The 25,283-nt window shown below is 70.6% G+C and carries 29 protein-coding genes; 6 read left to right on the top strand and 23 right to left on the bottom strand.

The genetic code is table 11. The features are described from left to right. Positions 1-5 precede the first annotated feature (5 nt). Both ADBZ5U_RS02260 and ADBZ5U_RS02255 read left to right on the top strand, forming a co-directional pair. Positions 6-614, top strand: coding sequence for an HdeD family acid-resistance protein (locus tag ADBZ5U_RS02260; protein ID WP_526261924.1), 609 nt, complete (start codon positions 6-8; stop codon positions 612-614). Between the two features lie 116 nt (positions 615-730). Then, positions 731-1,312, top strand: a complete 582-nt coding sequence (locus ADBZ5U_RS02255; RefSeq protein ID WP_526261922.1) for a DUF4190 domain-containing protein — start codon at positions 731-733, stop codon at positions 1,310-1,312. On the opposite strand, the gene ADBZ5U_RS02250 is transcribed toward ADBZ5U_RS02255, so the two are convergent. The 9 genes from ADBZ5U_RS02250 to ADBZ5U_RS02210 all read right to left on the bottom strand — a co-directional run bounded on the left by ADBZ5U_RS02250 (position 1,313) and on the right by ADBZ5U_RS02210 (position 10,694). Continuing rightward, entirely contained in the window at positions 1,313-2,212 is a 900-nt protein-coding gene (locus tag ADBZ5U_RS02250) for an acyl-CoA thioesterase II (RefSeq protein ID WP_526261942.1), read from the bottom strand. Between the two features lie 28 nt (positions 2,213-2,240). Continuing rightward, positions 2,241-3,656, bottom strand: coding sequence for a pyruvate kinase (pyk, locus tag ADBZ5U_RS02245; protein WP_526261920.1), 1,416 nt, complete (start codon positions 3,654-3,656; stop codon positions 2,241-2,243). Positions 3,657-3,685: 29 nt separating this feature from the next. Next, positions 3,686-4,078, bottom strand: coding sequence for a DUF2752 domain-containing protein (locus ADBZ5U_RS02240; protein WP_526261918.1), 393 nt, complete (start codon positions 4,076-4,078; stop codon positions 3,686-3,688). Positions 4,079-4,100: 22 nt separating this feature from the next. After that, positions 4,101-5,573, bottom strand: a complete 1,473-nt coding sequence (gene lgt, locus ADBZ5U_RS02235) for a prolipoprotein diacylglyceryl transferase (RefSeq protein ID WP_526261940.1) — start codon at positions 5,571-5,573, stop codon at positions 4,101-4,103. Positions 5,574-5,581: 8 nt separating this feature from the next. Continuing rightward, positions 5,582-6,394: a tryptophan synthase subunit alpha gene (trpA, locus tag ADBZ5U_RS02230; protein WP_526261916.1), complete on the bottom strand. Its 813-nt coding sequence runs from the start codon at positions 6,392-6,394 to the stop codon at positions 5,582-5,584. Beyond that, complete coding sequence (gene trpB, locus ADBZ5U_RS02225) at positions 6,391-7,671, bottom strand: tryptophan synthase subunit beta (protein ID WP_526261914.1); 1,281 nt, start codon at positions 7,669-7,671, stop codon at positions 6,391-6,393. Before trpB ends, trpA begins: the two co-directional genes overlap by 4 nt. A gap of 25 nt (positions 7,672-7,696) precedes the next feature. After that, the gene (trpC, locus tag ADBZ5U_RS02220; protein ID WP_526261912.1) at positions 7,697-8,515 is read right to left on the bottom strand and encodes an indole-3-glycerol phosphate synthase TrpC; all 819 of its coding nucleotides are present in this window, start codon (positions 8,513-8,515) and stop codon (positions 7,697-7,699) included. A gap of 77 nt (positions 8,516-8,592) precedes the next feature. Beyond that, the gene (locus ADBZ5U_RS02215; RefSeq protein ID WP_526261910.1) at positions 8,593-9,165 is read right to left on the bottom strand and encodes a TIGR02234 family membrane protein; all 573 of its coding nucleotides are present in this window, start codon (positions 9,163-9,165) and stop codon (positions 8,593-8,595) included. Beyond that, the gene (locus ADBZ5U_RS02210; RefSeq protein ID WP_526261908.1) at positions 9,162-10,694 is read right to left on the bottom strand and encodes an anthranilate synthase component I; all 1,533 of its coding nucleotides are present in this window, start codon (positions 10,692-10,694) and stop codon (positions 9,162-9,164) included. The genes ADBZ5U_RS02215 and ADBZ5U_RS02210 overlap by 4 nt, the downstream gene beginning before the upstream one ends. Positions 10,695-10,745: 51 nt before the next feature. Between ADBZ5U_RS02210 and ADBZ5U_RS02205 the strand changes: the two genes are divergently transcribed. After that, the gene (locus tag ADBZ5U_RS02205; protein WP_526261906.1) at positions 10,746-11,201 is read left to right on the top strand and encodes a peroxiredoxin; all 456 of its coding nucleotides are present in this window, start codon (positions 10,746-10,748) and stop codon (positions 11,199-11,201) included. A gap of 10 nt (positions 11,202-11,211) precedes the next feature. Here ADBZ5U_RS02205 and hisI read toward each other — a convergent pair whose 3' ends face one another. The 8 genes from hisI to hisD form a co-directional block, all read right to left on the bottom strand. After that, entirely contained in the window at positions 11,212-11,559 is a 348-nt protein-coding gene (gene hisI / locus ADBZ5U_RS02200) for a phosphoribosyl-AMP cyclohydrolase (protein WP_526261903.1), read from the bottom strand. A 72-nt stretch (positions 11,560-11,631) separates the two neighbouring features. After that, positions 11,632-12,420 carry an imidazole glycerol phosphate synthase subunit HisF gene (hisF, locus tag ADBZ5U_RS02195; RefSeq protein WP_526261901.1) on the bottom strand — a complete coding sequence of 263 codons (789 nt, stop codon included), beginning with the start codon at positions 12,418-12,420 and terminating at the stop codon, positions 11,632-11,634. Beyond that, positions 12,420-13,223, bottom strand: a complete 804-nt coding sequence (locus tag ADBZ5U_RS02190) for an inositol monophosphatase family protein (protein ID WP_526261899.1) — start codon at positions 13,221-13,223, stop codon at positions 12,420-12,422. The genes hisF and ADBZ5U_RS02190 overlap by 1 nt, the downstream gene beginning before the upstream one ends. A gap of 2 nt (positions 13,224-13,225) precedes the next feature. Then, positions 13,226-13,975, bottom strand: coding sequence for a bifunctional 1-(5-phosphoribosyl)-5-((5-phosphoribosylamino)methylideneamino)imidazole-4-carboxamide isomerase/phosphoribosylanthranilate isomerase PriA (priA, locus tag ADBZ5U_RS02185; RefSeq protein ID WP_526261897.1), 750 nt, complete (start codon positions 13,973-13,975; stop codon positions 13,226-13,228). A 7-nt stretch (positions 13,976-13,982) separates the two neighbouring features. Next, positions 13,983-14,603, bottom strand: a complete 621-nt coding sequence (gene hisH / locus ADBZ5U_RS02180) for an imidazole glycerol phosphate synthase subunit HisH (protein WP_526261895.1) — start codon at positions 14,601-14,603, stop codon at positions 13,983-13,985. Next, on the bottom strand, positions 14,600-15,250 hold the full coding sequence (gene hisB, locus ADBZ5U_RS02175; protein ID WP_526261893.1) for an imidazoleglycerol-phosphate dehydratase HisB: 651 nt from the start codon (positions 15,248-15,250) through the stop codon (positions 14,600-14,602). Before hisB ends, hisH begins: the two co-directional genes overlap by 4 nt. After that, positions 15,247-16,353: a histidinol-phosphate transaminase gene (locus tag ADBZ5U_RS02170; protein ID WP_526261891.1), complete on the bottom strand. Its 1,107-nt coding sequence runs from the start codon at positions 16,351-16,353 to the stop codon at positions 15,247-15,249. Before ADBZ5U_RS02170 ends, hisB begins: the two co-directional genes overlap by 4 nt. Before the next feature lie 25 nt (positions 16,354-16,378). Further along, entirely contained in the window at positions 16,379-17,710 is a 1,332-nt protein-coding gene (hisD, locus tag ADBZ5U_RS02165) for a histidinol dehydrogenase (protein WP_526261889.1), read from the bottom strand. Between the two features lie 132 nt (positions 17,711-17,842). On the opposite strand from hisD, the gene ADBZ5U_RS02160 reads away from it, so the two are divergent. Further along, positions 17,843-18,262, top strand: a complete 420-nt coding sequence (locus tag ADBZ5U_RS02160; RefSeq protein ID WP_526261887.1) for a nitroreductase family deazaflavin-dependent oxidoreductase — start codon at positions 17,843-17,845, stop codon at positions 18,260-18,262. Between the two features lie 66 nt (positions 18,263-18,328). Here the strand turns inward: ADBZ5U_RS02160 and nadC are convergent, their stop codons facing one another. From nadC to nadA, 3 genes are read right to left on the bottom strand one after another with little or no spacing between them, the layout of a single operon-like run. Further along, positions 18,329-19,180: a carboxylating nicotinate-nucleotide diphosphorylase gene (nadC, locus tag ADBZ5U_RS02155; protein WP_526261885.1), complete on the bottom strand. Its 852-nt coding sequence runs from the start codon at positions 19,178-19,180 to the stop codon at positions 18,329-18,331. Next, positions 19,177-20,700: an L-aspartate oxidase gene (locus ADBZ5U_RS02150; RefSeq protein ID WP_526261883.1), complete on the bottom strand. Its 1,524-nt coding sequence runs from the start codon at positions 20,698-20,700 to the stop codon at positions 19,177-19,179. The genes nadC and ADBZ5U_RS02150 overlap by 4 nt, the downstream gene beginning before the upstream one ends. Then, positions 20,697-21,746, bottom strand: a complete 1,050-nt coding sequence (gene nadA / locus ADBZ5U_RS02145) for a quinolinate synthase NadA (protein WP_526261881.1) — start codon at positions 21,744-21,746, stop codon at positions 20,697-20,699. The genes ADBZ5U_RS02150 and nadA overlap by 4 nt, the downstream gene beginning before the upstream one ends. A 47-nt stretch (positions 21,747-21,793) precedes the next feature. On the opposite strand from nadA, the gene ADBZ5U_RS02140 reads away from it, so the two are divergent. Both ADBZ5U_RS02140 and ADBZ5U_RS02135 read left to right on the top strand, forming a co-directional pair. Continuing rightward, entirely contained in the window at positions 21,794-22,534 is a 741-nt protein-coding gene (locus ADBZ5U_RS02140) for an NUDIX domain-containing protein (protein ID WP_526261879.1), read from the top strand. Positions 22,535-22,549: 15 nt separating this feature from the next. Beyond that, the gene (locus tag ADBZ5U_RS02135) at positions 22,550-23,881 is read left to right on the top strand and encodes a lipase family protein (RefSeq protein WP_526261877.1); all 1,332 of its coding nucleotides are present in this window, start codon (positions 22,550-22,552) and stop codon (positions 23,879-23,881) included. Here ADBZ5U_RS02135 and ADBZ5U_RS02130 read toward each other — a convergent pair. The 3 genes from ADBZ5U_RS02130 to bioB all read right to left on the bottom strand — a co-directional run. Next, positions 23,844-24,410 (bottom strand): DUF2567 domain-containing protein, encoded by a 567-nt coding sequence (locus tag ADBZ5U_RS02130; protein ID WP_526261875.1) that lies wholly within the window; start codon positions 24,408-24,410, stop codon positions 23,844-23,846. The genes ADBZ5U_RS02135 and ADBZ5U_RS02130 overlap by 38 nt on opposite strands. Positions 24,411-24,448: 38 nt before the next feature. Then, positions 24,449-24,676: a biotin synthase auxiliary protein BsaP gene (gene bsaP, locus ADBZ5U_RS02125; protein WP_526261873.1), complete on the bottom strand. Its 228-nt coding sequence runs from the start codon at positions 24,674-24,676 to the stop codon at positions 24,449-24,451. After that, a partial coding sequence (gene bioB / locus ADBZ5U_RS02120; RefSeq protein ID WP_526261871.1) for a biotin synthase BioB occupies positions 24,676-25,283 on the bottom strand: 608 nt, incomplete at its 5' end. The genes bioB and bsaP, both read right to left, overlap by 1 nt.

Here is a 25,283-nt window from a genome sequence, read left to right as displayed (position 1 = left end):
ACACCATGACAATCAACTCTGGTACCACTGGTACTTCGCGCGGAACCCTGTTTCCGCACCTGTGGAAGTCGGTGCTGATCACCGGCATCCTGTCTGTGATCCTCGGCGCGATGGTGCTGCGCTGGCCGGGACCGACGATCGTGACCGCGGCCGTCCTGTTCGGCATCTACCTGCTGGTCACCGGCATCGCGCAGGTCTTCCACGCCTTCACCCTGCACATCTCCGGCGGCGGCCGGGCGCTGCTGTTCATCAGCGGCGCGGCATCGCTGGTGCTGGCCGTTCTGGCCTTCCGCCACCTCAACGACGCCATCTGGCTTCTCGCCATCTGGGTCGGCATCGGCTTCATCTTCCGCGGCGTCGCCGAGGCCGCAAGTGCCATCAGCGACCACGACACTCCCGGCCGGGGCTGGCAGATCGCCCTGGGCATCATCACCCTGATCGCCGGCGTGATCGTGCTGGCCTACCCGATCGCCTCGCTGGGCACGCTGACCCTGGTGGTCGGCTTCTGGCTGATCGTCGTCGGCGTGATGGAGATCATCGCTTCCTTCGCGATCCGCAAGGCAGGCAACGAGGTTCGCGGCGTCGTCGCCGACGCCATCCGCGCGAGCCGCTGACCGCGCGAAGGCGCGGGGGGCGAGTGCACGGCACCGCCCTCCGCGCCTTGCCGTACCGCACCTCAGGTGGCGGGTAAATTGACCGGTGTCGCTGTCCAGGAGATGAGGCGGGAGATATGACTGATCGGCCTGAACCGCCGGATTACCCCGGCGTTCCCCAGAGCTTTCCGCCGCCGGCCGGACAACCCCCGTATCCGTACTCCTATCCGCCGGGGCCCCCTGGGACCCCGGGGCTTGCGGGCTATCCGCCCGGTCCCTATCCCGGCGCATATCCGCCGCCGCCGATGCCCTACGGGGACTACTACCCCGGCGCGCCCACGCCCCCGCGCAACGGCCTGGGCGTCGCCGCACTGGTGCTGGCCGTCATCGCGCTGGTGGCGTCCTGCTCGGTCGCCGGCGGTCTGGTCCTGGGGATCGCCGCGATCGTCCTCGGGGTGCTGGCCCGCGGCCGGGTCAATCGCGGCGAGGCCAGCAACGGCGGGATCGCCACGACCGGAATCATTCTGGGCGCCGTCGCCGTCGTCATCAGCCTCGCCTTCACCGCCCTCTACTTCAGGGTTTTCAACGAGTACGGCGGTCAGGACCTGGTCAGCTGTGTCCAGGACGCCGGCGGGGACAATACCAAGGTCCAGCAGTGCATGGACGAGTTCCAGCAGCGCGTGGAGAGCGGCGCCGGAGCGGGAAGCGCGCCTGGCTGATCAGGCCCGGTTCGAGGCGCCCGGGAAGTATTTGACGATCCCCTCCTGGGCGACTGTGGCGACCACCTCACCGGCCAGGTTGAAGAAGTGCCCCATGCCGAGCCCGCGCGACTCGGCGGCCACCGGCGACGCCGTGGAGTAGAGCACCCAGTCGGAGAAGTCGACCTGGCGGTGGAACCAGATCGAGTGGTTGACGGTGACCGCGAAGATCCGGTCCCAGCCCCAGGACAGGCCGTGGGTGGTGATGATCGAGTCCAGCACCGTGGTGTCCGAGGAGTACACCATCGCCGCGGTGTGCAGCACCGGGTCGTCGGGCATCCGGCCCGACGCCGTCATCCAGACCCGGTTGCGGTCCAGCTTGGCGCCCTTGTCGCGCATCACCCATGCCGGGTCATTGGTGTAGCGCCATTCGATCGGCCGCATCGCGCCGGCGAAGTGCGGCACAACCTCCTCGTAGCCCACCAGCAACTCGTCGATGGTCGGCAGCGTGTGCGGTTCCGGGACGGCCGGCGCGGTGGAATTGTGTTCCAGCCCATGCCCTCCGGCAAGGTAGGACACCAGTGCGGTGGCCAGCAGCTTGCCGTCCTGCATCGCGTCGACCCGCCGGTTGGCGAATCGCCTTACCTCGCGGAGTCGCGCGACGTGGAACTCGATATCCCGGGACGTGTCGCCGCCGGCGATGAAATGCACCGACAGGGCGCTCGGCGGCAGGTCGTGGTCGACGGTCCGGCTGGCGGCGGTAAAGGACTGGGCCATCAACTGGCCGCCGAAGGTGCGGACCGGATTCTTGCGAGGATGGCGGCCGGAGAAGACGTCGTGGCCCGATGGGGACCGGCCGAGCGGCGAAAGCTCGAGGATGGACAGCAGTTCCTCGAAGTCGGACTCTCCCACCCGGGTCATTCCCGATTCGGGCACGCGCCGCCTCTCGCTAGTGGTCGTTCTCGCCGATCCGGTGAACGTGAATCAGGTTGGTCGAGCCTATAGTGCCCGGCGGAGCGCCCGCCACGATGACCGTGAGGTCGCCGCGCTGATAGCGGCCCAGTTCCAGTAGCGCCTGGTCGACCTGCCGGATCATGTCGTCCGTGGAGTCGGCGTGCGGCACGACGAACGTCTCGGCGCCCCAGGTCAGCGCCAACCGGCTGCGGATCTCCGGGGCGGTGACGAAGGCCAGCAGCGGCAGCCGGCTGTGCAGCCGGGCCAACCGGCGCACGGTGTCCCCCGACGAGGTGAACGCCACCAGCGCCTTGGCCTCGAGCCGCTCGCCGATATCCCTTGCGGCATAAGAGATCACGCCGCGCTTGGTGCGCGGGACGTGGATCAGCGGCGGCGGAGGGTTGTTCTCCTCCATCGCGCAGACGATCCGGGCCATCGTCCGCACCGCCTCAATGGGGTACTTGCCCACCGAGGTCTCGCCGGACAGCATCACCGCGTCGGTACCGTCGAGCACGGCGTTGGCGACGTCGGAGGCTTCCGCGCGGGTGGGCCGGGAGTTCTCGATCATCGACTCGAGCATCTGGGTCGCCACAATGACCGGTTTGGCGTTCTCCCTGGCGATCTGGATCGCCCGCTTCTGAACCAGTGGGACCTCTTCGAGTGGCAGTTCCACCCCGAGGTCGCCGCGGGCCACCATCACGGCGTCGAAGGCCATCACGATGGCTTCGAGGTTCTCCACCGCCTCGGGCTTCTCCAGCTTGGCGATCACCGGCACCCGGCGCCCGACCCGGTCCATCACCTCGTGCACCAGGTCGATGTCCGACGGTGAGCGGACGAACGACAGCGCGATCAGGTCGACGCCGAGTTTCAGCGCGAACTCCAGATCGGCGATGTCCTTCTCCGACAGCGCCGGGATCGAGAACTTCATGCCGGGCATGGACAGGCCCTTGTTGTTGCTGACCGGGCCGCCCTCGGTCACGGTGCACACCACGTCGTCGCCGTCGACGTGCTCGACGATCAAGCCCACCTTGCCGTCGTCGACCAGCAACCGGTCACCGGGTCGGGCATCCTGGGCCAGCTTCGAATAGGTCGTCGAGACCCGGTCGTGGTCGCCTTCGCAGTCCTGCACGGTGATCCGGACCGTTTCCCCGCTGGCCCACACGGTCGGACCCCCGGCGAACCTGCCGAGGCGGATCTTGGGGCCCTGCAGATCGGCCAGGATGCCGACCGCCCTACCGGTGGCTTCGGAGGCTTTGCGCACCCGGGTGTAGGACGCTTCGTGGTCGCTGTAGTCGCCGTGGCTGAAGTTGAGCCGGGCGACGTCCATCCCGGCGTCGACGAGATCTCTCACCCCGGCATCGGTGGCGGTAGCGGGTCCGAGTGTGCAGACGATCTTCGCGCGCCGGGTCACAACGCCCGAGCATAGTCCCGTCGGCCGGGCTACGGGCCGAGCGTCGTGGGAATCAGCGGGAACCCGGGAAGATTCCGAACGATGGTCCACGCCACGGCCACAACCGCGGTAACCAGCAGTAACGGCGAGGTGAAGATCAGCTGTCCGCGACGCCACCGCCACAGCGACCACATCGCCAGCAGCGGCAGGCCGGTCAGCAGGAAGACGTTGTCGACCGCCGCGGCCGCCAGATCGCCGTGCAGCACGTCATGGGTCATCCGCAGGCCGCCGCAGGCGGGGCAGTTCCACCCGGTGATCAGTTTGAACGGACAGAACCCGAACACCGCGCCCCGGCGGTGCGGGTCGACGACGGCGAGATAGCCCAGCGCGGCCGCGCCGAGCGCCGCAGTCCCCAGACCGGTGTAGAACCGCGGGCTCCGCATGCGCTCCAGCATGCCAGAGCCCTCAGTTGCTGCCGGCGCCCCAGAGCAGGCGCTTGAGGGTCGCGCCCTTGAGCTTGACCGGCTCGTCCTCGGGCTCGGGCTCGGGCTCCGGCTCAGGCTCGGGTTCCGGCTCGGGCTCGGGCTCCGGCTCAGGCTCGGCGACCTCGACCTCCGCTGCAACCTCGACCACCCCGTCGGTCTCGTAGACGACGACGGTCTGCGCCTCGGCCGCCTCACCGTTGTTGTCCTCGTAGACCACCACTGCGGTGTCGTCGCTATCCGCCGCGGCTTCGGCCTCGTCTTCCACCGCGGACTCGGTTTCGCCGGCGTCGACAACCGCGACCCCGACATCCCCGACCTCGATGTCCCCGGCCTCGATGTCCCCGGCCTCGATGTCCTCGGCCTCGACCTGCTCGACCTCGATGTCCTCGGCCTCGACCTGCTCGACCTCGATTTCCTCAGCCTCGCCGCCCGCGGGTTCGTCGACGTCACCGACCGCCTCGGCGTCCTCGTCCTCGTGTTCGCCGGCGAGCTTGACCGCGGCCAGGAGACCCCCGCCGGTACCGACCGCCACCAAGTCCTCGGCCCACTCCTCGACCCGCGACTCCTCGTGGGTCACCTCGTGAGTATCCGACTGCCGCCTGCCCCGCAGCGAGGCCGGGTCCTCCCGGCCCTTGGGCGCCAGCAGCATGTACACGACCGCGCCGATGAACACGAAGGTCGCGGTGAACACGTTGACCCGGATGCCGGCGATGTGGGTGGCGACGTCGTCGCGCATCAACTCCACCCAGAACCGGCCGACGCAGTAGGCCGCCACGTAGAGGGCGAACAGCCGGCCGTGGCCCAGCCGGAACCTGCGGTCGGCCCAGAGGAGAAGGACGAACACCAGCAGGTTCCACAGCAGCTCGTAGAGGAAGGTGGGGTGCACGACGGCGGCGACCTGTCCGGTGGACACCCCGTCGAGGGAGTGCACGTCCACCGCGCCCGAGGAATCCCGGCGGTAGAAGATCTCCATGCCCCACGGCACGGTGGTCTCCCGGCCGTAGAGCTCCTGGTTGAAGTAGTTGCCGAGCCGGCCGATCGCCTGCGCCAGCACGATGCCCGGCGCCACCGCATCGCCGAAGGCGGGCAGCGGAATTCCCCTGCGGCGGCAGGCGATCCACGCACCGACGCCGCCGAGGAAGATCGCGCCCCAGATGCCCAGTCCGCCTTCCCAGATCTTCAGGGCGGCGCCGATGCCGGCTCCGCCGGGGCCGAAGTAGGTCTTCCAGTCGGTGAGCAGGTGATACACCCGGCCGCCGATCAGGCCGAACGGCACCGCCCACAGCGCCACGTCGTAGACGACTCCGCGCTCGCCGCCGCGCGCCGCCCAGCGCCGGTCGCCGATGACGAGCGCGGCGATGATGCCGACGATGATGCACAGGGCGTAGGCCCGGATCGGGATTGGTCCCAGGTACCAGACGCCCTGTCCCGGACTCGGGAAGTAGGCAAGCACCGTTGTGGTCACGTGGCAGGCACCTTCTCTCGGACCCCGATGGCAAGTTCCCCGGTCAGTGTCCGGACCGCGGGCACCCCGTCGTCGGCCAACGCCGACACCAGGGCGGAACCGACGATGACCCCGTCGGCGTAGTGGGCGATTTCGGCCGCCTGCACGCGGGAGCGCACGCCCAGGCCCACCCCGACCGGGATGTCGGAGATCGCCCTGACCCGGCGCACCAGTTCCGGCGCCGTGCCCGACACCGCGTCGCGGGCGCCGGTCACCCCCATGGTCGACGCGGCGTACACGAAGCCGCGGGAGGCCTCGACGGTGCGTGCCAACCGCTCCGGGGTGGAGGACGGCGCCACCAGGAAGATGCGGTCGAGGTCGTGCTCCTCGGAAGCCGCCAGCCAGGCGTCGGCCTCGTCGGGGATCAGATCGGGGGTGATGATGCCCAATCCCCCGGCGGCGGCCAGGTCGCGGGCGAAGGCGTCAACCCCGTAGTGCAGCAAGGGGTTCCAGTAGCTCATCACCACCGCGTTCCCACCCGCGGCGCTGATCGCCTCGACTGCCCGCAGGGAGTCGCGCACCCGCACGCCGTGCTGCAACGCGGCCTCGGTGGCGGTCGCGATGACCGGTCCGTCCATTCCGGGATCGGAGTAGGGGACGCCCACCTCAATGATGTCGCACTCCGCGCTCATCGCGACCATCGCGTCGATCGAGGTCGACACATCCGGATAGCCGGTCGGCAGGTACCCGATGAGTGCGGCGCGGCCCTGCGCGCGGCAGGCGTCGAAAACCGGGCCCAGCCGGCCGGGCGGGCTGTGCTGAACGGTCATGAGGCTCCGGGGGTCTCGCCGGGACGAGGGTCGAACAGGTCGAACCACCGGGCGGCGGTCTCGACGTCCTTGTCACCTCGCCCGGACAGGTTGACCAGGATGATCGCCTCCGGCCCCGACTCGGCCGCCAGTTGCACCGCCCCGGCGACCGCGTGGGCGGACTCGATCGCCGGAATGATGCCCTCCAGTCGGCAGAGCAGCGAGAAGGCGTCCATCGCCTGGGCGTCGGTGATCGGCCGGTACTCCGTGCGGCCGAGGTCCTTGAGGAAGGCGTGCTCCGGCCCGACACCGGGATAGTCCAATCCCGCTGAGATGGAATGGGATTCGATGGTCTGGCCGTCGGAGTTCTGCATCACGTACGAGTAGGAGCCCTGGAAGGCCCCGGGCGAACCGCCGGCGAAGGTCGCGGCATGCCGTCCGGTCTCGACTCCGTCGCCGCCGGCCTCGCAGCCGACCAGCCGCACCCCGGAATCGTCGATGAACGGGTGGAAGATGCCGATGGCGTTGGATCCCCCGCCCACGCAGGCCGTCACCACGTCGGGCAGCCGGCCGGTCATGGCCAGCATCTGGGTCCGGGCCTCCAGGCCGATGATCCGCTGGAAGTCGCGCACCATCAGCGGGAAGGGATGCGGGCCGGCGGCGGTGCCGAAGCAGTAGTAGGTGTCGTCGGCGTGCGCCACCCAGTCCCGGAAGGCCTCGTTGACCGCGTCCTTGAGGGTCTTGGATCCGGACTGCACCGCGACCACGGTGGCGCCGAGGAGGCGCATCCGGGCCACGTTGAGCGCCTGCCGGGCGGTGTCCACCGCACCCATGTAGACGATGCATTCCAGGCCCAGCAGCGCGCAGGCGGTCGCGGTCGCGACGCCGTGCTGGCCGGCGCCGGTCTCGGCGATGACCCGCGTCTTGCCCATCTGCTTGGCCAGCAGGGCCTGGCCCAGCACGTTGTTGATCTTGTGCGAGCCGGTGTGGTTGAGGTCTTCGCGTTTCAGGAAGATCCGGGCGCCGCCGGCATGCGCGCTCAGTCGCGCCGCCTCGTACATCGGCGAGGGCCGGCCCGCGTAGTGGGTCTGCAGGCGGTCCAGTTCGTCCAGGAAGCTCTGGTCGGTGCGCGCCTTCTCGTAGGCGGCGGTGACCTCCTCGATGACGGCCATCAACGCCTCGGGAACGTACCGGCCGCCGAACACCCCGAAATGCCCTCGCGCGTCGGGGTCGTGGACCGTCGGCTCGGCGACGCCCACACTGGCGCGGGGCAGGTCGGGAGTAGAGGTGTCGGCCATCGTGAGGTTTCTCAGCCGGAGGTTTTCAGCGTACCGGTTTCGGGCAGGACGGATGAGCCCCCGCGGTCACCAGATCCGACACCGCGGTACGCGGGTCGCCGCTGGTCACCAACCCTTCGCCGACCAGGACGGCGTCCGCGCCGGCACCGGCGTAGGCCAGCAGGTCGGCCGGCCCGCGCACCCCGGACTCGGCGACCCGGATGACGCTCGACGGCAGGCCCGGGGCGATCCGCCCGAAGCAGTCCCGGTCCACGCTGAGGGTCTTCAGGTCGCGGGCGTTGACCCCGATCACCTTGGCGCCGGCCTGCAACGCCCGGTCGGCCTCCTCCTCGGTGTGCACCTCGACCAGAGCGGTCATCCCGAGCGATTCGGTCCGGTCGAGCATCGACACCAGGGCAGGCTGATCCAGCGCCGCGACGATGAGCAGCAGCATGTCGGCTCCGTGGGCGCGGGCCTCGTGAATCTGGTAGGGCCGGACGATGAAGTCCTTGCGCAACACCGGGATCGTGACGGCGGCCCGGACCGCGTCGAGGTCGGCCAGCGAGCCCTTGAAGCGGCGTTCCTCGGTCAGCACGCTGATCACCCGCGCGCCGCCGTTCTGATACGCGCGGGCCAGGTCGGCCGGGTCGGCGATCGGGGCGAGTTCACCGCGTGACGGGCTGGCCCGCTTGACCTCGGCGATCACCGCGATCCCCGGCGCGCTGAGCGCCCTGATGGCGTCGCGGGGCGGCGGTGCGGCCTCGGCCGCCGCCTTCACCTCGGCCATGCTGACCACCGCCTCGCGGGCGGCAACGTCGGCGCGAACTCCTTCGAGAATGGAGTCGAGCACGGTTGCCGAACTCATCGCGGGTGGTCCCCTCCTGCATTAACTGCCGATCACACCGATCCCCGAAAGGGTAACGGGCCGTGACCGGGCCCCCGTCACCGACCCTCGGTGTCCCCGGTCGGGTCGCGCCCGGCATCCAGGGCGTCCCAGAGGCTGCGCTCCGACATCCGGTCGGAAACCTGGTCACCGGCCGCACCGGCGGGCGCGTATCTGGTTGCGGCGTCGGCCCTCCTGGCCGACCGCGTCATCAGCACCGCCGCGGCCAGGACCCCGACCGCGGCGGCCAGGGTCACCCCCGCGCCGGTCAGCCGGCGATCGCTGTCCACCAGGGTCGCCACCGGGACGTCGGCCAGTTCGGCCCCGCGCGGCCCGACGTCGGGCATCACGAACAGGCTCACGCCCAGATAGCCCATCGCCAGGCAGACCACGGCCAGCAGCAGGGCGACCGCCCGCATCAGCCACCCGCGCACGGCCAGGCCGGCCAGCGCCGCAGCCAGCAACAGCACCGCCATCGGCAGCAGCGCGTTGGACCAGGCCGCCCCGTTGAGGGTGGTGGTCCTGGGCTGGCCGAGGCCGTCGAAGGAGGTCACCGACACCCACGGCAGCCGGGAGGCCACCCACAGTCCGAAGGCGGACAGCAGCAACAGCGCCTGAGCGCGGCGGATCACGGCGCCCGCAACGTCTCGGCGGCGGCGATGGCGGCCAGGACGGCTTTGGCCTTGTTGGCCGACTCGGTGTACTCGTAGGGCCCGTTGGAGTCGGCCACCACCCCGCCGCCGGCCTGCACGTAGGCGGTGCCGGAGCGCATCAGCGCGGTGCGGATGGCGATGGCGAAGTCCGCGTTGCCGGCGAAGTCCAGATAGCCCACCACCCCGCCGTAGAGACCGCGGCGGGTCGTCTCGACCTCTTCGATGAGTTCCATCGCACGGACCTTGGGGGCGCCGGAGAGGGTGCCGGCCGGGAAGCAGGCGGTGACGGCGTCCAGCGGGGTGCGGCCCTCGGCCAGCAGGCCGGTCACCGTCGACACCAGATGCATCACGTGGCTGTAGCGCTCGATGTGGCTGTAGTCCTCGACGCGCACCGTTCCGGGCACGCACACCCGGCCCAGGTCGTTGCGGCCGAGGTCGACCAGCATGAGATGTTCGGCGCGTTCCTTCTCGTCGGACAGCAGGTCCTTCTCCAGCAGCTGGTCCTCCTCCTCGGTGTGCCCGCGCCACCGGGTGCCGGCGATCGGGTGGGTGGTGGCCCAGCCGTCGGTGACGGTGACCAGCGCCTCGGGGCTGGAGCCGACGATCGAAAAGGCTGTTCCCCCAGCCTCATTCGGGATGTGCACCAGGTACATGTACGGGCTGGGGTTGGACACCCGCAGCATCCGGTAGACGTCGATCGGGTCGGCGGCGGTGTCCATCTCGAAGCGCTGGGAGGGCACCACCTGGAAGGCCTCGCCCGCTTCGATCTCCGAGACCAGGCGCTCGACCACCGCGCCGTACTCCTCCGTGCTGCGCTGCGCGCGGTGCTGCGGCTCGGGCCGGGAGAACGTCGCCACCGTGGACGCCAGCGGCTGGCCCAGGGCCGCGGTCATCACGTCCAGGCGGGAGATCGCGTCGTCGTAGGCCTCGTCGAGGAGATCCTCGCCGCCCCACTTCACCGCGTTGGCGATCAGGGTGATGGTGCCCTCGTGGTGGTCCACCGCGGCCAGATCGGTGGCCAGCATCAGCACCATGTCGGGCAGACCGAGGTCGTCGACGGCGAGTTGCGGCAGCCGTTCCAGGCGGCGGACGAAGTCGTAGGCGAAGTAGCCCACCAGGCCGCTGGACAGCGGCGGCATATCAGCTGCCCCAAATCCCCCGCCCGCCGCGGGGCCGGTGGAGAGCAGTTCCATGGTCTCGCGCAGCGCCTGCAGGGGGTCGCCGCCACTCGGGGCGCCCTGCGGGGTGGCGCCCAGCCAGACCGCCTCGCCGTCGCGCACGGTCAGTGCCGAGGGCGCACCGGCGCCGATGAACGACCACCGCGACCAGGACCGGCCGTTCTCGGCCGATTCCAGCAGGAACGTGCCGGGCCGGTTGTCGGCCAGTTTGCGGTAGGCCGACAGCGGGGTCTCGCTGTCGGCGAGCACCTTGCGGGTCACCGGCACCACGCGATGCTCGGCGGCCAGCGCGCGGAACTGCTCCCTGGTGGTGGTCGGGTTGGACTGCACGGGTTACATCCTCCCAGACGCGCACTCGCCGACCGGCGTAGCGTTGCCGTCATGAAGCGTGGTGATCAAGTACCCGAGTTCGAGCTTCCCGATCAGACCGGCACGGTGCGCTCGCTGTCCGGCCTGCTGGCCGACGGGCCGATCGTGCTGTTCTTCTACCCGGCGGCGATGACGCCGGGCTGCACCAAGGAGGCCTGTCACTTCCGCGATCTGGCCGGCGAGTTCGCCGCGGTCGGCGCATCCCGGGTCGGGATCAGCACCGACGCGGTGGACAAGCAGGCCAAGTTCGCCGACTCGCAGCGCTTCGACTACCCCCTGCTGAGCGACGCCGACGGCAAGGTCGCCGAGCTGTTCGGCGTCAAGCGCGGACTGCTCGGCAGGTTCATGCCGGTGAAGCGGACGACGTTCGTGATCGACTCCGACCGCACCGTGCTGCAGGTGATCTCCAGCGAGGTCAACATGGACACCCACGCCGACAAGGCACTGGAAACCCTGCGCGCCCGCTAAGCCCCCGCGCTCAGGTATCCGGCGCCAGCAGCAGGTCGGCGTCGAAGCAGGTGTGCTCGCCGGTGTGGCACGCCGCCCCGGCCTGGTCCACCTCGAGCAGCACGGCGTCGCCGTCGCAGTCCAGTCGCACCGAGTGCACGCGCTGGGTGTGCCCGGAGGTCTCGCCCTTGACCCAGTACCGGCCGCGGGAGCGGGAGAAGTAGGTCGCGGTGCGGGTTTCCAGGGTGCGCGCCAGTGCCTCGTCGTCCATCCAGGCGACCATGAGCACCGCCCCGGTGCCGCGTTCCTGGGCGACGGCGGCGAACAGCCCGTCGGCATTGCGCTTGAGCCGCTTGGCGATTGCGGGATCCAGGCTCATCGCACCCCGTCCCGATCGTGCTCTTCGCTGGCGCTCATCGCACCCCGTCCCGATCGTGCTCTTCGCTGGCGCTCATCGCACCGTTATCCCCTCCGCCGCCATGGCGGCCTTCACCGCACCGATCGTCAACTCCCCGAAGTGGAAGACACTGGCCGCCAGCACCGCGTCCGCCCCGGCCTGCACAGCGGGCGCGAAGTCCCCGACCGCCCCGGCTCCCCCGCTGGCGATCACCGGCAGGCTGACCGCCTCGCGCACCGCCCGCAGCATCGGCAGGTCGAAACCGGCCTTGGTGCCGTCGGCGTCCATCGAGTTCAGCAGGATCTCCCCCACCCCGAGTTCGGCGCCGCGCCTTGCCCATTCGACGGCGTCGATGCCGGTGCCGCGGCGCCCGCCGTGGGTGGTGACCTCCCAACCCGACGGCGTCGGCGCCGAACCGGCCGGGACGGTGCGGGCGTCCACCGACAGCACGATGCACTGCGACCCGAACCGGCGGGACAACTCGGCCAGCAGTTCCGGGCGGCCGATCGCCGCGGTGTTGACCGACACCTTGTCCGCCCCGGCGCGCAGCAGGGCGTCGACGTCGGCCACCGACCGCACGCCCCCGCCGACGGTGAGCGGGATGAACACCTGCTCGGCGGTGCGACTGACCACCTCCAGCATGGTGGCCCGCCCCGACGAGGACGCCGTGACGTCCAGGAAGGTCAGTTCGTCGGCGCCCTGCGCGTCGTAGACCGCTGCCAGTTCCACCGGATCGCCCGCATCCCTGAGGTTTTCGAAGTTGACGCCCTTGACCACCCGGCCGGCGTCGACGTCCAGGCAGGGAATGACCCGCACCGCGACATCCGTGGTCTCGTTCGGCATCAGCGGTACTCCTCCGGTGGTCCCAACCCGGCGATGATCGCCATGATCTCCTCGTGCACACCCGGTGCGCCGGCCACCACCGACCGCGACTGCGGCGACCACACTCGCCCGTCGAGGTCGGTGACGATCCCGCCGGCGGCTCGGATCAGCGCGGTTCCGGCCGCGTGGTCCCAGACCTGCCCGCCGAAAATGACTGCGCCACCGAGGATCCCGGCCGCGACGAAGGCCATGTCGATGCCGGCCGAGCCGTGCATCCGGATCTTCGAGGAGGTGCGGCTGAGTTCGGCGGCCAGCGCGGCCCGGTAACGGCCGGGCAGCCGCCCTCTGGAGGCGACGTTGAAGCTGCCGACCCCGACTGCCGAGGTCGCGAGTTGACCGCAGCCCAGCACCGGCAGGTCGATTCCGTTGCACGACAACGCGCCGCCGGCCACCGCGCGGTACCGGTCGCCGGTGAACGGCAGCCAGGTCAGTCCGGCCACCGGTTCGCCGTCGCGCAGAAGGGCCAGCAGGATCGCCGCCATCGGCGAACCGGCGGCGTAGTTGAACGTGCCGTCGATCGGGTCGAGCACCCACACCAGCGGCGAATCGAGGTCGGCCTGCCGATACTCCTCACCGTGCACCCCGATGCCGGTCAGATCCCGCAGGGCCTCGCCGACGTGGCGTTCGATGGCGTAGTCCATCTCGGTGGCGAAGTCGTCACCCCTCTTGCGCACCGCGGGGTCGGCCCGGTGACCTTCGACGAACTTCATCGAGACCTCGTCGAGGACCGCGGCGGCCTCATCGACCAGGGCTTCGATGTCCATCGTCAGCGGCTCACCGCGGCCTTCATCGCTGCCAAGGCCTCGGGCAGCGTGAAACGGCCGGCGTAGAGCGCCTTTCCGACGATGGCGCCCTCCACCCCGCTGCCGGTCAGGGTGGCGATGGCGCGCAGGTCGTCCAGGCTGGACACCCCCCCGGATGCGATCACCGGGGCGTCGGTGCACTCGGCGACACCCTCGAGCAGTTCCAGGTTGGGTCCGGTGAGGGTGCCGTCCTTGGTGACGTCGGTGACCACGAACCGCGAACAGCCCTCGCTGTCGAGGCGTTCTAGCACCTGCCACAGGTCGCCGCCGTCGGTTTCCCAGCCGCGCCCGCGCAGGCGGTGCTCGCCGTCGATGATCTGCACGTCCAACCCGACCGCGACCTTGTCGCCGAACTCGGCGATCGCCCGGGCGCACCACTGCGGGTTCTCCAGGGCGGCGGTGCCGATGTTGACCCGCGCGCAGCCGGTGGCCAGCGCCGCGCGCAGCGACGCGTCGTCGCGGATTCCGCCGGACATCTCGACCTTCACGTCGAGGGCGCCGACCACCTGAGCCAGCAGTTCGGCGTTGCTGCCGCGCCCGAACGCCGCGTCGAGGTCCACCAGGTGAATCCATTCCGCGCCGTCGCGCTGCCAGGTCAGCGCGGCCTCCAGTGCCGACCCGTACTCGGTCTCGCTGCCGGCCTTGCCCTGCACCAGCCGAACGGCGCGGCCCTCCACGACGTCGACCGCGGGCAGCAGAATCAATTCAGTCATCGCAACATCACAGTCCCTCAACCCAATTCGCCAGCAGCGCCGCACCCGCGTCGCCGCTCTTCTCCGGATGAAATTGCGTCGCCGACAGCGGGCCGTCCTCGACCGCCGCCAGGAAACGAACATGGTGGGCAGCCCAGGTCAGCAGCGCATCGGGGGCGCCTTCCCACGTCTGCGCGGCGTAGGAGTGCACGAAGTAGAACCGGGTGGCCGGGTCGATACCCTTGAACAGCCTGCTGCCCGGGGCGGCCTGCACGACGTTCCAGCCCATGTGCGGGATGACCGGGGCGTCCAACCGCGTGACCGACCCCGGCCACTGGCCGCAACCCGAGGAGTCCACGCCGAATTCGACGCCGTGGGCGAACAGGATCTGCATGCCGACACACACCCCGAGCACCGGACGGCCGGCGGCCACCCGTTCGGCGATGATCTCCTCGCCGCCGATGGAGCGCAGGCCGGTCATGCAGGCCTCGAACGCGCCCACGCCGGGCACCACCAGTCCGTCGGCGGCCACCGCGGCCGCGCGGTCGGCGCTCACCGTGACCTCGGCGCCGACCCGCTCCAGGGCGCGCTGGGCCGAGCGGAGGTTGCCCGAACCGTAGTCCAGGACCACGACCGAACGTGATGTCACAGAACGCCTTTGGTGGACGGCACACCCACCACCCGCGGGTCGGGTTCGACGGCTTGGCGCAGCGCCCGGGCCACGGCCTTGTACTGCGCCTCGGTGATGTGGTGCGGGTCGCGGCCGTAAAGGGTGCGCACGTGCAGAGCGATGCGGGCGTTGGCGGCCAGCGACTCGAACACGTGCCGGTTGATCACGGTGTGGTACGGCACCCCGGAACCGGCGATGGTGAAGTCCACCAGGTAGTCGGGTTCGCCGGTGTGCACGAAGTACGGCCGGCCGGACACGTCGACGGCGGCGTGCGCCAGGGTCTCGTCCATCGGGATGAACGCGTCGCCGAACCGGCGGATGCCCTTCTTGTCGCCGAGGGCCTGGCCCAGCGCGGTGCCGAGCACGATGGCGGTGTCCTCCACGGTGTGGTGGCCCTCGATCTCGACGTCGCCGCGGGCGGTCACGGTCAGGTCGAAGCTGGCGTGGCTGCCCAGTGCGGTGAGCATGTGGTCGAAGAACGGCACACCGGTGTCCACCGAGACCCGGCCGGTGCCGTCGAGGTCGAGTTCGACCACGATGTCGGATTCGCGGGTCTTGCGCTCCACCCGGGCGCGGCGGGCTGCCGGCGGGTAGGGGCGCAGCGACTCGGGGGTTATATCGGTCATGGCGCTCCTATGGTCCTGCTGGCGGTCAGGAAGGCATCGTTCTCCTCCGGCAAGCCGATGGTGACCCGCAGGTAGCCCGGGATGCCGACGTCGCGGATGAGCACCCCGTCGGCCAGATACTGCTTCCAGGCCAGCGCGGCGTCGGGGAAGACCCCGAACAGCACGAAGTTCGCGTCGCTGGGGACCACCCGGAAACCCATGCCGGACAGCGACGTGGCGACCCGGTCGCGTTCGACGGCCAGCGCGGCCACCGACGCCAGCGTCTCGTCGGCGTGGCGCAGTGCGGCGCGGGCGGCGGCCAGGGTGAGCGAGGACAGATGGTAGGGCAGCCGCACCAGCAGCACTGCCTCGATCACCGCCGGGGCGGCCACCAGGTACCCCAACCGGCCGCCGGCGAAGGCGAACGCCTTGCTCATGGTGCGGCTGACGATCAGCTTGGCCGGATACACGTCGAGCAGTGCGATGGCGCTGGGCCGGCTGGAGAATTCGCCGTAGGCCTCGTCCACGATCAGAACGCCGGAGGTCATCGCATCCAGCAGCCGGCGCAGGTCGTCCAGCGGGATGCTCTGCCCGGTCGGGTTGTTCGGGCTGGTGACGAACACGACGTCGGGCCTGTCCCGCCGGATCGCGGCCACCGCGGTGTCGAGATCCAGGCCGAAGTCGTCGGCGCGCCTCGCCTCGATCCAGCGGGTCTGGGTGCCGTCGGAGATGATCGGGTGCATCGAGTAGGACGGCACGAAGCCCATCGCGGTGCGCCCCGGGCCGCCGAAGGCCTGTAGCAGCTGTTGCAGGATCTCGTTGGATCCGTTTGCCGCCCAGACGTTCTCGACGCACAGCGCCACCCCGGTGCGCTCAGCGAGGTACGCCGCCAGGTCACGACGCAGCTCGACGGCGTCCCGGTCCGGGTAGCGGTGCAGCGAACCGGCCGCCTCCCGAACCGACTCGGCGACGTCGTCGACCAGAGCGGCAGTGGGCGGATACGGGTTCTCGTTGGTGTTCAGCCGCACCGGCACGTCGAGTTGCGGAGCGCCGTAGGCGGATTTGCCGCGCAGGCTTTCCCGCAACGGCAGGTCGTCCAGACCCACCTGCTTCCCCAGCGTCATTGCTGTCGGCTCTTCGCGCGAGCGCTCATCGCGTCTCGAACCTCCGGCGGACCGCCTCGCCGTGCGCGGGCAGATCCTCGGCGTTGGCCAGGGTGATGACGTGTCCGGCGACGTCCTTGAGCGCCGCCTCGGTGTAGTCCACGACGTGGATGCCGCGCAGGAAGGTCTGCACCGACAGCCCACTGGAGTGCCGGGCACAGCCGGCGGTGGGCAGGACGTGGTTGGAACCGGCGCAGTAGTCGCCGAGGCTCACCGGCGACCACGGACCGACGAATATCGCTCCGGCCGAACGGATCCGGCCGGCCACCCCGGCGGCGTCGGCGGTCTGGATCTCCAGGTGCTCCGCGGCGTAGGCGTTGACCACCCGCACCCCGGTGTCGATGTCGTCGACCAGCACGATCGCCGACTGCGGCCCGCCCAGCGCCTCGGCGACCCGCTCCCGGTGCCTGGTCGTCGGCAACTGCACGGCCAGTTCGGCGTCGGTGGCGTCGGCCAGTTCGGGACTGTCGGTGACCAGCACACTGGCCGCCATCACGTCATGCTCGGCCTGGCTGATCAGATCGGCCGCCACGTGTACCGGGTCGGCGGTGTGGTCGGCCAGGATGGCGATCTCGGTGGGACCGGCCTCGGAGTCGATGCCGACCTGGGAACGGCAAATCCGTTTGGCGGCTGTGACGTAGATGTTGCCCGGTCCGGTGATCATGTCCACCGGCGCCAATTCGGATCCGTCGGTGTCGACCCCGCCGTAGGCCAGCAGTGCCACCGCCTGCGCACCGCCGACCGCCCAGACCTCGTCCACGCCGAGCATCCGGGCCGCGGCCAGGATGGTCGGGTGCGGCAGTCCGCCGAAGCCGGCCTGCGGCGGACTTGCCACCACCAGGGACTCCACCCCGGCGGCCTGGGCGGGCACCACGTTCATCACCACACTGGACGGGTAGACGGCGGTGCCGCCGGGCACGTACAGGCCGACCCGGTCGACCGGGACCCACCGTTCGGTGACGGTGGCCCCGGGCGCCAGCGTCGTGGTCGTGTCGGTGCGGCGCTGATCGGCGTGCACCGCCCGGGTTCGTTCGATCGCCACCTCCAGCGCGGCGCGGACATCGGAGTCCAACCGTCGCAGTGCGGTCGCCAGTTCGGCCACCGGGACCAGGACGGTGTCCGGGCGCACGCGATCGAACTTCGCCCCGTACTCCAGGGCGGCGACCGCTCCGCGTTCGGCGACGTCGTCGACGATCGGCCGCACCGCCGGCACCACCGCGTCGACGTCCACCCCGCCCCGGGGCAGGGCGGCACGCAACTGCGCGGCGCTCATGGCGCGGCCGCGCAGGTCGATCCGGGAGATCGGGGGCGAGGACATTGGCGAGGACATTAGAGAGGACATTGCCTGGCCATTGTCCCCGATCGGGGTGGGGAAGGGAAAATCAATTACGCATCGGTTGGGCCTCCCCGGGGTAATGCGCGGAGCACCGGCGGTGAGGACAATGGGGTGATGCGCCCCGCCGACCACCCTAACAACGCTCCCGGCGTCCCGATGTGCTTCCCGGTCTGGTTCGAAAACTTCCAGATCAAATACATCAACCCGGTCGCCGTGCCGATCGCCCGGTTCACACCCGGAATCACCGTCATCAAGCACCGTGGGCGTAAATCCGGCCGCGACCTGGAGACCGCGGTGTCGGCCTACCGCAAGGGTCACACGGTGGCGATCATGCTGGCGCACGGCAAGACCAACTGGGTCAAGAACGTCCTGGCCGCCGGCGCGGCCGACATCCGGCTGACCGGCCGCGACGTGCACCTGGTCAACCCGCGCATCGTCCCGGCCGGCACCGAAGACGCGTCGCTGCCGTTCATGGCACGGATGGCGGCCCGCCGGGGGGTCGGGGTGTTCGCCGCCGACATCGCCCCACGTTGAGTGCAGCACCTCGCAGACCGCCACTCGTAGTTTGTCTGCGTGGTGCTGCACTCACCGGGGGAACCGTCACATATCCAACCCGATGTCGAGCACCCGCACCGAGTGGGTGAGCGCCCCGACGGCCAGATAGTCCACCCCGGTGGAGGCGTACTCCGCAGCGGTTTCCAGCGACAGCCCACCGGAGGACTCCAGCAGCACCCCCGGCGCGCGGGCGTCCCGGCGTTGCACCGCGATCTGGGTCTGCCACACCGGGAAGTTGTCCAGCAGGATCAGCGCCACGTCCTCGCCGAGCACCTCGTCGAGTTGCTCCAGGGTGTCCACCTCGACCTCGCACGGCAGGTCGGGCGCGGCGGCGCGCACCGCCCGCAGTGCGGCCACCACCGATCCGGCGGCCGCGATGTGGTTGTCCTTGATCAGCGCGGCGTCGCCCAGGCCCATCCGGTGGTTGACCCCGCCGCCGACCCGCACCGCGTATTTCTGCAGCACCCGCAGGCCGGGCAGCGTCTTGCGGGTGTCGCGGATCCGCGCCTCGGTGCCCTCGACCGCGGCCACCCACGCGGCGGTGGCGGTGGCGATGCCGGAGAGGTGGCAGAGGAGGTTGAGCAGGGTCCGTTCGGCGGTGAGCAGTCCCCGGGTGGGGGCGTCCACCCGCAGCAGCGCCTGCCGGGGCTGCAGCCGGGCGCCGTCGGCCACCCGTTCGCAAACCCGGTATCCGTCGGGCCCGAGCACCTCGTCGAGCACCATGAGCGCGACGTCCACGCCGGCGGCGACCCCGGCCTCCCGGGCCACCACGGCCGCCTCGGTGCGGGCATCGGCGGGCACGGTGGCCGAAGTCGTCACGTCGGGGCCGTAGCGCAGGTCCTCCTCCAGCCCGCGGCGGATCACCTCGAGCGCCTCGGCCCTCTCCTCGGGGCTCACGACAGGGGCGCGGCGGCGGTGTCGTACGCGGTGCGGCTGACCGCCTGCGCCGGATCGGTGTCGGGGTAGTCGCCGCGGTGGTGGCAGCCGCGGCTTTCGGTGCGGGCCAGCGCCGCCGCGGCGACGGCCCGCGCCGTCGCCGTCAGCGCGACATCCTCGAAGTCGGCTCGGGAACCGATCTCCCGGGGCGGGGCATCGTGCAGCGCGGCGGCGAGTTCGCGAAGTCCTTCCCCGTCGCGGACCACCGAGGCCAACCGGCTCATCGCCTGCTGCAGCGCCGGCCGCGCAAGCGAGTCGTGCCGGAGGGCATCGGCTTCCGCCGTCACCGCCCCGGCCGCACGGGCATGCTCGGCGGCCGCCCGTCCGGCCCGTCCGCCGACGACCAGCCCCTCCAGCAGGCTGTTGGAGGCCAACCGGTTGGCGCCGTGCATGCCGGTCCGGGCCACCTCGCCGGCAGCCAGCAGGCCGGGCAGTCCGGTACGGCCGTACACATCGGTGGCCACCCCGCCGCAGCTGAAGTGCGCGCCGGGCACCACCGGGATCGGCTGGCGGGTCGGATCGATCCCGGCGGCGCGGCAGGCCGCGGTGACGGTGGGGAACCGCTGCTCGAAGCGCTCGACGGACCGGGCGTCCAGATAGACGCAGGCGTCGCCGGTGTCCCGCAGGCGGGCGTCGATCGCCGCGGCCACCACGTCCCGGGGTGCGAGGTCGCCCATCGGGTGCGCGCCGGCGGTCACCGGGTCCCCGCGGGCGTCGCGCAGCACCGCACCTTCACCGCGTAGCGCCTCGGTGATCAGCGGGCGGCGGCCGGTGCCCAGCGGGTCGAACAGCATGGTCGGGTGAAACTGGATGAACTCGATGTCGGAGACGCCGGCGCCGGCCCACAGGGCCAGTGCGATCCCGTCGCCGGTGGAGCCGTCGGGGTTGGTGGTGGCGCTGTAGAGGTGCCCCAGGCCGCCGGTCGCCAGGATCACCGACGGGGCATGGATCAGTCCGAGTCCGTCGACGTTTCGCACCAGCACTCCGGTGACCCCGGATTCGTCGTGCGCCACCTGCAGCGCGACATGGTTGCGTCGGATGTCCAGGGTCGCCGCGGCGTGGTCCAGGGCGCGCTGGACCTCGGCCCCGGTGGCGTCGCCGCCGGCGTGCATGATGCGCCGCCGGGAATGCCCGCCCTCGCGGGTCAGCGCCCACCGGCCCGGGGCGCTCTCGTCGAAACGCGCGCCGGCGGCGATCAGGTCGGCGACGGCCTGGTAGCCGTCGGCCACGATCGAGCGCACCGCCTCCGGGTCGCACAACCCCGCCCCGGCGGCCAGGGTGTCGGCCACGTGGGACTCGACGGTGTCGTCGGTGAACGGCAGCACCACCGCGATCCCGCCCTGGGCGTAGAAGGTGGCGGTGTCCGGCGCCTTACTCAGGATGACGGTGCGGGCGCCCGTGCGGTGCGCGGCCAGGCCGGCGGCCAGACCGGCCACCCCGGTCCCGACGACGACGACGTCGGCGCGCTGCTGCCAGTTCATTCCCCACCGCCCGGCCGGCCGATCTCGATCATCCGCTGCACGCTGGCACGGGCTCGGTCGGCGGTGTCCGGATCGACGTCGACCTCGTCGGCGCCCTCGACGAGACACCGCAGCAGCGCCGCCGGGGTGATCATCTTCATGTACTTGCACGACGCCCGACCGTTGACGGCCCGGAAGTCGATTCCCGGTGCGGCCCTGCGCAACTGGTGCAGCATGCCCACCTCGGTGGCCACCAGCACCTGTTTGGCGTGCGACGCCTTCGCGGCGTCGAGCATGCCGCCGGTGGACAGGATTTTCACCCGGTCTTCCGGGAAGGCGCCTTCACCGGCGAGATACAGCGCCGAGGTGGCGCACCCGCATTCGGGATGGACATACAGTTCGGCGTCCGGGTGGCTGCGGGCCTGGGCGGTGAGTTCGTCGCCGTTGATGCCGGCGTGCACGTGGCATTCGCCGGCCCAGATGTGCAGGTTCTCCCGCCTTGTCATCCGCCGGACGTGCGCGCCGAGGAACTGGTCCGGGCAGAACAGCACCTCGCGGTCGGCCGGGATGGAATCGACCACCTCGACGGCGTTGGAGGAGGTGCAGCAGATGTCGGTCAGGGCCTTGACCGCGGCGGTGGTGTTCACGTAGGACACCACCACCGCGCCGGGATGCTCGTCTTTCCAGGCCTGCAACTCCGGTGCGGTGATCGAGTCGGCCAGCGAGCAACCGGCCCGCTGATCCGGGATCAGCACGGTCTTGCCGGGCGAGAGGATCTTGGCGGTCTCGGCCATGAAGTGCACGCCGCAGAACACGATGGTGTCCTCGGGCGCCTCGGCGGCGATGCGGGACAGCGCCAGCGAGTCCCCGACGTGGTCGGCGACGTCCTGGATGGCCGGCAGTTGGTAGTTGTGCGCCAGGATCGTGGCGTTGCGCAGCGTGGCGAGCCGGCGGATCTCCGCCGCCCACGCCGCGTCGCCCCGGACGCCGGCGTAGCCACCGGGTCCATCGACGATCAGGTCGGCCAGCTCACTGACCACCGCGTCGGTCGGATCAACGACGGTCATCGTCGCCTCCTGTCAGATTCCGAGGTTTTCGATCTATGATCGAAAACATGCCCCATACTAGCACCCAACACGAGGCGCTGGCTGTGGTATTCCAGGTGCGCGACCTGGAGTCCGGCAAACCCGAGCTGAACGTGTTGTTGTGGCAGCGGGCTTTGGAGCCGGAGTCGGGCAAATGGTCGCTGCCCGGCGGTCAGGTTGGCGACGACGAAGACCTCAGCAGTTCGGTGCGCCGCCAACTCGCCGAGAAGGTCGATCTGCGCGAAGTGGCCCACCTCGAACAACTCGCGGTGTTCTCCGATCCGCACCGGGTGCCCGACGCCCGGGTGATCGCGTCGACCTTCCTCGGCCTGGTGCCCTCCCCCGCCACGCCCGCGCTGCCGACCGACACCCGCTGGCACCCGGTGACCGACCTGCCGCCGATGGCCTTCGACCACGGTCCGATGGTGGCCTACGCCCAGTCGCGACTGGTCGCCAAGTTGTCCTACACCAATATCGGGTTCGCACTGGCGCCAAGGGAATTCGCACTGTCGGCGCTGCGCGACATCTACGGCGCCGCGCTGGGCCACCAGGTCGACGCCACCAACCTGCAGCGGGTACTGGCCCGTCGCGGCGTCATCGTCCGCACCGGGACCACCGTCCAACCGGGCCGAAGCGGCGGTCGGCCGGCGGCGCTGTACCGGTTCACCGACTCCCGACTGCGGGTGACCGACGAGTTCGCCGCGCTGAAGCCCCCGGGCGCCGCGAGGCCCCAGCCGACGCCGGAAACTAGCGTCTTAGACCCTTCTTAAGGTATGAATGATGCGATGGCGAGCGCGCACGGGGCGGTCAGTCCCGACTGGATAGGCCGGGCACCGCATGACGAGTTGCGGCGCGGGGCGCGGCCGGTGCTGCCGTCGAAGGACCCGTTCTACGAACCGCCCGCCGGATTCCAGCACGCCGTCGCGGGAACGGTGCTGCGTTCCCGCGACGTCGAACTGGGCTTCCTCGGCCTGATCCCGCAGAAGATCCGGGCGACGCAGTTGCTCTACCGCACCACCGACCGGGAGGGCCGGCCCGAGGCCACCGTCACCACCGTGCTGGTGCCGCCCGGCCACACCCACCGCCAGCCCCGCCATGTGGTGTCCTACCAGTGCGCCATCGACGCGGTGTCGTCGCGCTGCTTCCCGTCCTACGCGCTGCGCCGGCGCGCCAAGGCGGTCGGATCGCTGCCCCAAGTCGAATACCTGCTGATGGCCGCGGCCGTCGCCGAGGGCTGGTTCGTCTCGGTCCCCGACCACGAGGGACCCGACGGCGTGTGGGGCAGCCCGCGCGAGCCCGGCAACCGGGTGCTCGACGGGCTGCGCGCCACCCTGAGTTTCGAACGGTTCGGACTGGCCGCCGACAGCAAGGTCGGGCTGTGGGGGTACTCCGGGGGCGGCCTCGCTAGCGCGTGGGCCGCCGAGATGCACGCCGAGTACGCCCCGGAACTCAACATCGTCGGCGCCGTGCTGGGTTCGCCGGTCGGCGACCTCGGCAACACGTTCCTGCGACTCAACGGTTCGCCGTACGCCGGACTGCCCGCTCTGGTGATCTCGGCGCTGGCCAAGACCTACCCCGGCCTGGGCCGGGTGGTCGACGAGCACGCCACCGACGAGGGCCGCGCCACCCTGCGGCGGCTCGAGCGGATGACCACCATGGAAGCGGTCATCCGGTTGTTCCGGACCGACATGGACGACCTTCTGCACCCGCCGCTGGGACAGGTGCTGAGCATGCCCGAGGTCCGGGAGGTCTTCGAGGCCATCCGACTGGGCCGCACCGCGCCCACCCCCCCGGTGCTGATCGTGCAGGCCGTGCACGACTCGATCATCGACGTCGACGACATCGACGAACTGGCGCACCTCTACAGCCAGGGCGGCGCCCGGGTCACCTACCACCGCGACCTGTTCAGCGAACACTTCCTGCTGCATCCCATGTCGGCGCCGATGACCCTGCGCTGGCTCATCGACCGGTTCGCCGACCGCCCACTGGACGCCCACACGATCCGGACCAGATGGCCGACCCTGTTGAACCCCATCACCTATCCGGGGATGTGGCGGCTGGGCCGGATCGTCGCCCGGGTCATGACCGGTGGACGGGTTCCGCACCGCCCTCTGTAGGCAGGTGCCGGTGCCCGGCCGGCGGCCGCACCCCCAGATCGTCGTGCGGGTCGGCCACCGCCATGAACGCATACGCCAGTGCCGCCAACGCGGCCGGCAGCAGCAGCACCACAGCTATCTGCAAGGGGTGGTGGCCGGGAAACACCGGTGGAGCCTCGGTGAAGTAAGCCACCCGGTTCTGCGGGCCCAACTCGACGTTGCGGTCCGGTGTGCCGTAGCGCCAGTGCGCCAGGGCGGCACCCGTCCCGGCGGCGGCCGCCGCGGCGGGGATCTGCCCGATCCACAGCGCCGCGGCCGCCACCGGTCCGCGGTGGGCCCGCCACTGCCACACCGCGACCGCGGAGACGATGGCCAGGAACGTCAGCAGTCCCACCATTACGGCCACGGCGACGAACTGGTTGTCGGCCTCCCTGCCCAGAAAGGCGTCCACCCGCTCACCCGATTTGCTCAATCCGATGATGGTGTGGACCGGTGGTGCGATCAGGGCCCAGACCGCACCCAGTAGTGCACCGCAAATCGATAGGGCCACAACCACTTTCAGCGCAGCCGCCGCGTGCGGCCGGTGACTCACCGCCGGCCGTCCAGATCCGCCGAGTCGACATGGCCGTGCCGGGAACATTCGGCCCACCAGCCGTCCGGGCGCACCTGCACCACCATCCGCCGGCCGCACTCGGCGCAGAACCGTGGCGGCTCCAACCCGAGTCGGGCGGCCGGCGGCACAACCTCGCCGTGCAGTTCGCCGGTGTAGACGTTGTACCTGCCGGCGGCCACCGGTGCCGGCTGATGATCGACCATCAGAGGCTGGCGTTGAGAGCCTTGATGGGCATCTGCAGATCGTCGAGCAACTCCAGGTCGGACTCGGCGGGCCGGCCCAGCGTGGTCAGGTAGTTGCCGACGATGACGGCGTTGATCCCGCCCAGGATGCCCTGCTTGGCGCCGAGGTCGCCGAGGGTGATCTCGCGGCCGCCGGCGAAACGCAGCATGGTCCGCGGCAGCGCCAGCCGGAAGGCCGCCACCGCTTTGAGCGCCTCGGCCGCCGGCATCACCTCGAGGTCACCGAACGGCGTGCCCGGACGCGGGTTGAGGAAGTTCAGCGGCACCTCGTGCGGGTCCAGCTCCGCCAGTTCCGCGGCGAAGTCGGCGCGCTGCTCCAAGGTCTCGCCCATGCCGAGGATCCCGCCGCAGCACACCTCCATGCCCGCCTCGCGGACCATCTGGAGGGTGTCCCAGCGCTCCTCCCAGGTGTGGGTGGTCACCACGTTGGGGAAATGCGAGCGCGCGGTCTCCAGGTTGTGGTTGTAGCGGTGCACGCCCATGCCGGCGAGGCGATCCACCTGCTCCTGGGTCAGCATGCCCAGCGAGCAGGCGATGTGGATCTCGACCTCGTTGCGGATCGCCTCGA

Origin of the sequence: Mycobacterium sp., assembly GCF_040398885.1 — a bacterium.
GTDB lineage: Bacteria > Actinomycetota > Actinomycetes > Mycobacteriales > Mycobacteriaceae > Mycobacterium.
The sequence above is the reverse complement of the archived record's forward strand: the minus strand, read 5'-3'. Positions and strand labels throughout refer to the sequence as shown.

Bases quoted from the DNA above. Each gene is read 5' to 3' on its own strand.
- ADBZ5U_RS02260 (WP_526261924.1), top strand. From the start codon at position 6: ATGACAATCAACTCTGGTACCACTGGTACTTCGCGCGGAACCCTGTTT.
- ADBZ5U_RS02255 (WP_526261922.1), top strand. From the start codon at position 731: ATGACTGATCGGCCTGAACCGCCGGATTACCCCGGCGTTCCCCAGAGC.
- ADBZ5U_RS02250 (WP_526261942.1), bottom strand. From the start codon at position 2,212: ATGACCCGGGTGGGAGAGTCCGACTTCGAGGAACTGCTGTCCATCCTC.
- ADBZ5U_RS02240 (WP_526261918.1), bottom strand. From the start codon at position 4,078: ATGCGGAGCCCGCGGTTCTACACCGGTCTGGGGACTGCGGCGCTCGGC.
- trpA (WP_526261916.1), bottom strand. From the start codon at position 6,394: ATGACCGTTCAGCACAGCCCGCCCGGCCGGCTGGGCCCGGTTTTCGAC.
- trpB (WP_526261914.1), bottom strand. From the start codon at position 7,671: ATGGCCGACACCTCTACTCCCGACCTGCCCCGCGCCAGTGTGGGCGTC.
- trpC (WP_526261912.1), bottom strand. From the start codon at position 8,515: ATGAGTTCGGCAACCGTGCTCGACTCCATTCTCGAAGGAGTTCGCGCC.
- ADBZ5U_RS02205 (WP_526261906.1), top strand. From the start codon at position 10,746: ATGAAGCGTGGTGATCAAGTACCCGAGTTCGAGCTTCCCGATCAGACC.
- hisI (WP_526261903.1), bottom strand. From the start codon at position 11,559: ATGAGCCTGGATCCCGCAATCGCCAAGCGGCTCAAGCGCAATGCCGAC.
- hisF (WP_526261901.1), bottom strand. From the start codon at position 12,420: ATGCCGAACGAGACCACGGATGTCGCGGTGCGGGTCATTCCCTGCCTG.
- ADBZ5U_RS02190 (WP_526261899.1), bottom strand. From the start codon at position 13,223: ATGGACATCGAAGCCCTGGTCGATGAGGCCGCCGCGGTCCTCGACGAG.
- priA (WP_526261897.1), bottom strand. From the start codon at position 13,975: ATGACTGAATTGATTCTGCTGCCCGCGGTCGACGTCGTGGAGGGCCGC.
- hisB (WP_526261893.1), bottom strand. From the start codon at position 15,250: ATGACCGATATAACCCCCGAGTCGCTGCGCCCCTACCCGCCGGCAGCC.
- ADBZ5U_RS02170 (WP_526261891.1), bottom strand. From the start codon at position 16,353: ATGACGCTGGGGAAGCAGGTGGGTCTGGACGACCTGCCGTTGCGGGAA.
- hisD (WP_526261889.1), bottom strand. From the start codon at position 17,710: ATGTCCTCGCCCCCGATCTCCCGGATCGACCTGCGCGGCCGCGCCATG.
- ADBZ5U_RS02160 (WP_526261887.1), top strand. From the start codon at position 17,843: ATGCGCCCCGCCGACCACCCTAACAACGCTCCCGGCGTCCCGATGTGC.
- ADBZ5U_RS02150 (WP_526261883.1), bottom strand. From the start codon at position 20,700: ATGAACTGGCAGCAGCGCGCCGACGTCGTCGTCGTCGGGACCGGGGTG.
- nadA (WP_526261881.1), bottom strand. From the start codon at position 21,746: ATGACCGTCGTTGATCCGACCGACGCGGTGGTCAGTGAGCTGGCCGAC.
- ADBZ5U_RS02140 (WP_526261879.1), top strand. From the start codon at position 21,794: ATGCCCCATACTAGCACCCAACACGAGGCGCTGGCTGTGGTATTCCAG.
- ADBZ5U_RS02135 (WP_526261877.1), top strand. From the start codon at position 22,550: ATGGCGAGCGCGCACGGGGCGGTCAGTCCCGACTGGATAGGCCGGGCA.
- bsaP (WP_526261873.1), bottom strand. From the start codon at position 24,676: ATGGTCGATCATCAGCCGGCACCGGTGGCCGCCGGCAGGTACAACGTC.